We start from the raw sequence: 7,351 nt of genomic DNA, 5'->3' as shown, positions 1-7,351 counted from the left end.
ATCTTCTTCCTAGTTACACACCCTGAAGCTGAGATTTTCAAGCCCAATTGGGATGTGGATGAGGAATTCTCAAAAGCTTTATTGGAGGCTTATGGTCTTGGAGTTAAAGTTTATGCCTGCAAAGTTGTTTTGAATGTGGATTCCATGGAAATTTCATGGGGTGGCATGCTTCCAATTCAATTCACTTAGCTCTACTGCTTGCTTTAAAGAATCTTATTCATTGTTAAACTCTAATATTTTACTATGGAGGTTGAATAGGGGTATGAGGGTCGAACAATCTTCTAGAACTCTTAGATTAGCTATCAGTATAGTTCAAGTGCGGCTATCCCTCGATACATAGGTTTCCAAAACTTCCTTAACTTCCTTCCTGCTTAATATCACGCATATTAAGTGATCAATTTTCACTTTCTTTCACCAAATTAAAATGTGCTATCGTAACACATATATACACATTAAAAATAGTATAATTGTGAGGGTGGATAAAATGGAATTTAAAAAGGTCTTAATAGTTGCAGTTTTAATAGCTTTAGTAGTTGGGGTAGGCATTGGATACGTGATTCCTAAGGGGCCTGCTCCACCAGCGGGTTTGAGCGGTGAAATACCCATTGGTGTTTTGCTTCCTTTAACAGGAGATTTTGCCAGTTATGGGGCTAGGGGGAAAGCTTGCGTTGAACTAGCTGAGAGCGAAATTAATAGCTTTGTTAAAAGTGCTGGTTTACCTGTAACCTTCAAGTTCTATTATGAAAACACGGAAACCAAGGCAGACATTGCATTACAGAAAGTTCAAACCTTAGCAGCGAAGGGTGTCAAGGTAGTGACAGGTTTACTTTGCAGTGCTGATATACAAGCCATTAAGGGGTATGCGGATACCAATAAGATAGTTGTAATAACTCCATTCTCAACTGTTGCGGAACTTGGCGTTGCAGGAGATTACATATTCAGGCTTATTCCACACGATGATATGGAAGGTATAGCGTTGGCAAGGCTTGTATATGGTTTAGGCATCCGTCACGTAGCAATTCTGCAGAGGAAGGATCCATGCGATATTTCGATAGCACGTATGTTTAAGAAGGAATTTGAAAAGTTGGGTGGTGAAGTTCTAGTATATGTTGAGTATGAACCTGGAACAACTGAGTTTACTTCAGAGTTGCAGGCATTGGAGAGTGCCGTTGGACCTGCTATCAGTAAATATGGTGCTGACAAAGTAGCTATTCAAACGTTGACTTGGGAAGATTTGGCTATGGTTTTAGCCCAAGCTAAAGCGCGGAACAGCATAACGCTTTCCGTTAGATGGTTTGGTGGGGATGCAATAGCTCTAAGTAGCGTGATATTACGAGATGCCGGTGACGTTGCCGCACATGTACAATTGCTAGCCGGATTCTACTATGCTCCCGATTCACCTAAAAAGGCTAAGGTGATTGATTACGTTAAAAGGAAACTTGGAGAGGAACCCGACATTTACAGCTTAATCGCCTACGACTGCGCATGGGTTGCAGCTCTCTCAATTTTACAAGCAGGCGTGTATAGTGGTGAAGCTATCCAGAAAGTTGTTCCATATGTGGCGAATAACTATTTTGGAGCAAGTGGATGGACTGAATTGGATGAAACAGGCGATAGAACTGGGTTAGACATAATCTTTTACCAGGTAAAGCGGGTTGGCACAGAATATAAATGGGTTGCAGTTGCTAAGTACATTGCATCAATGGGTAGCGTAGTTTGGGGTTAGCATAGCTTAACTTGTGATTAGAGGCTGATACCCTAATGCTCGTAGTTCAGGGTGTTAAGAAGTACTTTGGTGGATTAAAAGCTGTGGATGGCGTCAATTTAAAGGCTGAGCGACGAAAGATAACACTGCTCATAGGACCTAACGGTAGTGGTAAGACAACACTTATCAATGTTATTACAGGCTATCTGAAACCTGATGGTGGAAAAGTTTACTTTGAGGGAGAAGACATAACTGGATTACCAATGAATAAGATATATGAGAAGAATATCATAAGGACATTCCAAATACCCTCTCTTTTTCCAAGTTTGACGGTACTAGAAAATCTTTTGGTTGCTGGGAGGGGGAACCCAGGAGAATATCTTATGAAATGCTTAAATAGAGGTAAATGGATTGAATATGAAGAGAATCTTGTGAAAAAAGCGATGGAGGTTATGAGAACCTTAAATATCATTGAATTTTGGAATACGCCAGTAACAGCTTTGCCAGCTGGACATTTGAAGTTGGTTGAAATAGGGAGGGCATTAATGGCTGATGCTAAAATGGCTATTTTAGACGAGCCTATAGGTGGTGTTTCTCCAAAACTAGCTAATGAAATATTTCTACTATTTAGGAAACTTAGAGATGAAAGGGGGCTAACATTCTTGATAATAGAGCATAGGTTGGATATTGCATTGAAGTTTGCTGATTATGTTTATGTTATGCATAATGGTAAGATAATTTCTGAGGGAGTGCCTCAACAAATAGTTGGCGATTCACTTGTGAAGAAGGTTTATATGGGTGAATAGTTTTGCTAGACGTTAGCAATTTAAATGCAGGTTATGGAAAGTTTCATGTTTTATTTGATATAAACCTTAAATGTAATAGATCTGAAATAGTGTCGGTTATAGGGCCTAATGGGAGTGGGAAGACTACACTCCTCAATAGTATTTTTGGATTGGCAGACATTTTCTCGGGCTCCATAACTTTTGATGGAATACGAATTAACGGTATGCTGCCACATCAAATTTCGAAAATTGGAATCTCCTATCTCCCCCAAATGAATAATGTATTCTCTGATTTATCGGTTGAGGAGAATTTGAAAATGGCTGGCTACATTTTAAATGTGAAGGAGTTGAGGGATACTATGGACGAAGTTCTCTCCCTCTTCCCAGTGCTGGAACCATTCCTCTCTAGAAAGGCTGGCACACTTAGTGGTGGGGAGAGGCAGATGCTTGCAATAGCTATGGCTTTGATGAAGAAACCGCGACTCATAATGCTAGATGAGCCATTGGCAGGGCTTGCCCCTCTAGTATGTCGAAAAGTTGTAGAGAAAATCGTTGAATTAAGAGATAAGCTTAGTATCGGCGTAATACTTGTAGAGCAGAATGCTAAAAAGGCGCTGGAAATCAGTGATAGGACGTATTTAATAGTTAGTGGTAGAAGTGTTTTCTCAGGGAAGCCTGATGAACTATTACAATGTGAAGAGTTAATTGAACTTTATTTAGGATTGAAAGGCAAAATGTAAGGTGTTTGAGATGATTCCTCCAACACTGATAGACGCCATAACCTACTCCTCACTTCTTGGTATAATGACTTTCGGTCTTAGCTTTGTACGTAGAACTACGGGTGTGTGGAACATTGCTCATGCCGGTCTTGTGACTATAGGTGCATACGTAATTTTCACATGTACTAGTTTTTTTGGAGGAAACCCATACATTTATTTACCTTTAGCCTTTATATTTAGTGCAGTGATTGCAGTATTGGAGTACATGTTGATTATAGAGACTTTGAGAAAGAGGGGGGCCTCCACAACAATAATGCTTATAAGTACTCTTGCCTTCGACCTTGTAATGTTAAGTATTATAAATATTTATGCGGACTACTTACAGAATACCTTCAGCCTTCCATCAAAAAACTTCCTTTTAAGGAAATTGGACTTTATGTTTCTTAATATGCCAGGCATTTTCTGGACGTCATTATTGCTTTTAATAACTTTCTTGACAGCTCTATATTACGTTCTCAATTACACGAAGATCGGTACTGCACTTAGGGCATGTGTATCCAATCCAACATTAGCGAGCATAAGTGGAATAAATGTAATGCATACAAACCTGTTTTCATGGCTTATTTCAGGTGGATTAGCAGGGGTTGCAGGCGGTCTTCTTCCATTGTGGATTCAAGGTAAACCTGTTTTAGGTGATTCTTTAATTGCAGTAATGTTTTGTGTTAGTATCGTAGGTGGTGTTGAAGAGATATATGGGACCGTTTTAGGAGGATTTCTCGTTGGATTTACACAAATCCTTGGGACATCAGCTTTGTCTATGGTTTTTGGGCCATCCGTGATTCTATATAAATCTTTAATTCCCATGGTAATTTTAGCCTTAGCTTTGCTGTATGCTCCTTATGGAATTGCAAAAATAAATTGGAGGAAGATCTTGACAATTATTAAGTTTGGAGGTGAACCTAAACGGAAAATCTAATTTTCTTATTCATAATAGATTTAGTTGCACTCTTCGCTATATATCTCATAATAAACCTCGCTTTGAATCTGCAACTTGGATATGCTGGTATACCAAATTTTGGCTTAGTTTTAGCAGTTACTGGTGGAGCTTACACCGTTGGATGGCTTCCAGTAAGATTATGTATGTGGATCTTCAATATAGACTCTCAACTTGGAGCAGACATCTTGAAAAATAATGCTATAATTGTTTCTCAGATTAACTCTCATATTCAAGCTCAACCACTAATTGGATTAGCTGTATTCATCTTAACGCTCATAGTTGCCGTTGCCATAGGTGGCGTATTGGGCTTCATATCAGCATATCCAGCTATTAGATTAAGAAGCGATTATTTGGCTATTACACTCTTAGCGCTAGGTGAAATTTTATCAATAATAGGGCAGAGTTACGACCCATTAGTAGGGGGAGTTATAGGAGTACTTGTGCCAGATACATGGAGCTGGTTAGGTGGAAACCGATTCACCGTGATCTCACTTGTACTCGTTATAGCGGCATTAGGGATACTGTTTATTCTCGAGTTAATAGCAAGATCGCCTATATCTAGAACGTTTCGAGCAATGAGAGATAATGAAGTAGCAGCTATGGCTATGGGGAAAGATATAACTAAATATAGGATGGAAGCCTTAGTTATCGGTTCAATGATTTGTAGCTTGGGAGGAGCCCTCTACGCCTTCTACGTATGTTATGTTGGTCCAGCTGCTTATGGACGATTAGAATGGACTTTCCTTCCATGGCTCATGGTGATACTGGGAGGAATGGGGAACAATTTCGGTGTAATGTTAGGCACCTTTATTTTCATCGCCCTACAAAAACTGATAGTGTTCTATAAACATGCATTTGCCTTCCTCCCATTCGATGTGGTCTGGTTAGAGTATCTCCTATTAGGCTCAATAATGATTGCAATATTAATTTTCAGACCTTCAGGCCTTATAAAAGAAAAGCCCAGCCAAACAATACCCAAGACTAAATTAGAAGAAATTGTTGGGGAAAGCAGTAAAAAATATAGTTGATAAAATGAAAAAGAAACTTTTATTTTTATGATTCAACCAACCATATTACTCAACACTTTAAACAAAGAGAATGCGTTTCGTGAAGTTATAATGAATGGAAAAGCAGTTTATGAAACTTTAAAGAATCATTTAATTCAAGCTGCAGCATTAGACGTTTTTGAAAAAGAATTTTAGAAAAAGACATTCCTTTTAAAGTTTGACAACTGCATTATCACGCCCCATATTGCATGGTATAACGAGGGAGCTAACGCTGACTTACGGCGTTCTTCTGCAGAAGAAGTTGTTAGATTTTTCAAAGGTATAAAACCAAAGAACATCGTTAATCCAGAAGTTTTGAAATATTATCCAGAGCTAAAATAATCGATGTGACAGGCATTGCGCTACTAAATCCAAATATCACTCTATTTATTTTAAAATTAAAAAATAAATTATAATTTTTAGTTAACCATTCTATTTAAAATGTAGCTTAAATTTCTTAATGATTAGTCCGGCGACCGCTGCGTCTTGTATTGCTAAACCAACTGATTTAAAGACAGTTATTTCATTTTCATCGACTCTTCCAGGTTTTTTGCCTGTAACTATTTCCCCCAATTCGGCGTAGATATGGTTTTCTGTAATTGCCCCTTCCTTGATTGGCAGTATTATGTCCCCAGCTTCTTTTAATGCTGCACTTCTTAAGTCCACAACCACCTTTGATTTCACTATGGTTTCGGTGTCTAGCTCTCTTGCATGGGGATAATAGGAGCCTATAGCATTAATGTGAACCCCCCTCCTCAACCATTCACCTTTAACTACGGGTTCAATGGATGTTGTAGCAGTAATTACTATGTCACTATTTCTTACAGCATCTTGAGCTGAATCTACAGGTATTACGTCTATCCCTAATTTCTTAGACATTTCTTCGGCGAATGTCTTTCTTGCACTTACTACTTTATCATAGGCGTAGGCTTTCTCTATTTCCCTTACTTCTTTAACTGCCCATAATTGGGTTCTACCTTGCACTCCACAACCTATTATTCCAACATATTTTGAGTCCTTTCTTGAAAGGTATTTTGTCGCAACTCCACTTACAGCTCCAGTTCTCATTGCAGTTAGATGTGCAGCATCCATTATTGCAGATACTTTCCCAGTTTCCGTATCATAGACTATGAGGGTGGCTACTGTTGTGGGAAGGTTGTACTCAATGTTCTTTGGGAATATTCCAAAAACCTTTGTTATAGCTACATTTGCTCTCTTTAGGTATGCGCTCATTTGGGAGATGCTTCCATTTTTCAACATGATTGTTGTGCGTTCTGGCATTATGGCTTCTCCAAGCTGTAGTTCTTTGAAAGCTTCTTCAACAGCATCTATGGCTTCCCTCATAGTTAAAAGACGTTGTATGTCGTTTTCATTTAAAAAAAGCATGGGGGATATCCCCCCTAGCCTAATATGAAACCATACTTTATTGGGTCATCTTTCTCCAAAATGCAGTGCTGTAAACCTATGATATACGCTTTAGCGGATAACTTTGGTACTATTGCTTTGTACATGCCAACCTTGGTTTCTTTGCATATTTCACCGGTCATGGTTAGGTCTGGATTTACTAGGCTCTCAATTATTAGCCGTTCTCCAGTTTTAAGCATTCCCTTAGCCCAAAGTGTAGCTAGTTTAGCGCTGACGGATGTCCCTGCTGGGGAGACGCATATGGTATCTGAATAAACATTTGCATGCCTACCATGATGTGTAGGTTTAATGGGCTTTGCTGAGAAGGTTACCAACTCAATCTTATTTAACTCTGGGTTTTCTGGATGAGCAACTTTAATTTGATCGTTTGCAGCTTTAAGTATTTTCATACCAATGCGAATCAATTCTTTTGCGTTTTCAGGTTTAACTTGAACACCGACTTCATCTGGATTAACAAATACGTAATATAGTCCTCCGAAGGCTACATCCACATTGATTTCGCCTATGTCAGGAACTTTAATTTTCCTCGATTCTTGGTAGAAGGAGGGGACGCCTTCAAAGGATATTTCTTGAACTTCACCATCTTTAACATTAGCCTCAACTTTGACGAGTCCAGCAGCAGTATCGAGAGTTATCTCAGTTACTGGTTCCTTAACTTCAACCATACCTTGCTC

General features: G+C 38.9%; 8 protein-coding genes. 6 read left to right on the top strand and 2 right to left on the bottom strand.

Features of this window, described 5'->3' with window-relative positions; translation table 11 throughout:
• The 6 genes from MRT15_RS08095 to MRT15_RS08070 form a co-directional block, all read left to right on the top strand.
• On the top strand, window positions 1–189 hold a 189-nt coding region (locus MRT15_RS08095; protein ID WP_304329573.1), incomplete at its 5' end, for a DNA/RNA nuclease SfsA.
• Between the two features lie 295 nt (window positions 190–484).
• The gene (locus tag MRT15_RS08090; RefSeq protein WP_304329572.1) at window positions 485–1,726 is read left to right on the top strand and encodes an ABC transporter substrate-binding protein; all 1,242 of its coding nucleotides are present in this window, start codon (window positions 485–487) and stop codon (window positions 1,724–1,726) included.
• A 35-nt stretch (window positions 1,727–1,761) separates the two neighbouring features.
• A complete protein-coding gene (locus MRT15_RS08085) occupies window positions 1,762–2,511 on the top strand; it encodes an ABC transporter ATP-binding protein (protein WP_304329571.1) in 750 nt (249 codons plus the stop codon).
• A gap of 2 nt (window positions 2,512–2,513) precedes the next feature.
• A complete protein-coding gene (locus MRT15_RS08080) occupies window positions 2,514–3,230 on the top strand; it encodes an ABC transporter ATP-binding protein (RefSeq protein ID WP_304329570.1) in 717 nt (238 codons plus the stop codon).
• A 10-nt stretch (window positions 3,231–3,240) separates the two neighbouring features.
• On the top strand, window positions 3,241–4,185 hold the full coding sequence (locus MRT15_RS08075; protein ID WP_304329569.1) for a branched-chain amino acid ABC transporter permease: 945 nt from the start codon (window positions 3,241–3,243) through the stop codon (window positions 4,183–4,185).
• Complete coding sequence (locus MRT15_RS08070) at window positions 4,185–5,234, top strand: branched-chain amino acid ABC transporter permease (RefSeq protein WP_369684964.1); 1,050 nt, start codon at window positions 4,185–4,187, stop codon at window positions 5,232–5,234. Before MRT15_RS08075 ends, MRT15_RS08070 begins: the two co-directional genes overlap by 1 nt.
• Before the next feature lie 450 nt (window positions 5,235–5,684).
• Here MRT15_RS08070 and MRT15_RS08065 read toward each other — a convergent pair whose 3' ends face one another.
• Complete coding sequence (locus tag MRT15_RS08065) at window positions 5,685–6,638, bottom strand: ornithine cyclodeaminase family protein (RefSeq protein ID WP_304329568.1); 954 nt, start codon at window positions 6,636–6,638, stop codon at window positions 5,685–5,687.
• Window positions 6,639–6,652: 14 nt separating this feature from the next.
• Window positions 6,653–7,351: proline racemase family protein (locus MRT15_RS08060; protein WP_304329567.1), on the bottom strand; the 699-nt coding region annotated here is incomplete at its 5' end.

Origin of the sequence: Candidatus Culexarchaeum yellowstonense (genome assembly GCF_024707025.1) — an archaeon.
Classification (GTDB): domain Archaea; phylum Thermoproteota; class Methanomethylicia; order Culexarchaeales; family Culexarchaeaceae; genus Culexarchaeum.
The sequence above is the reverse complement of the archived record's forward strand: the minus strand, read 5'-3'. Positions and strand labels throughout refer to the sequence as shown.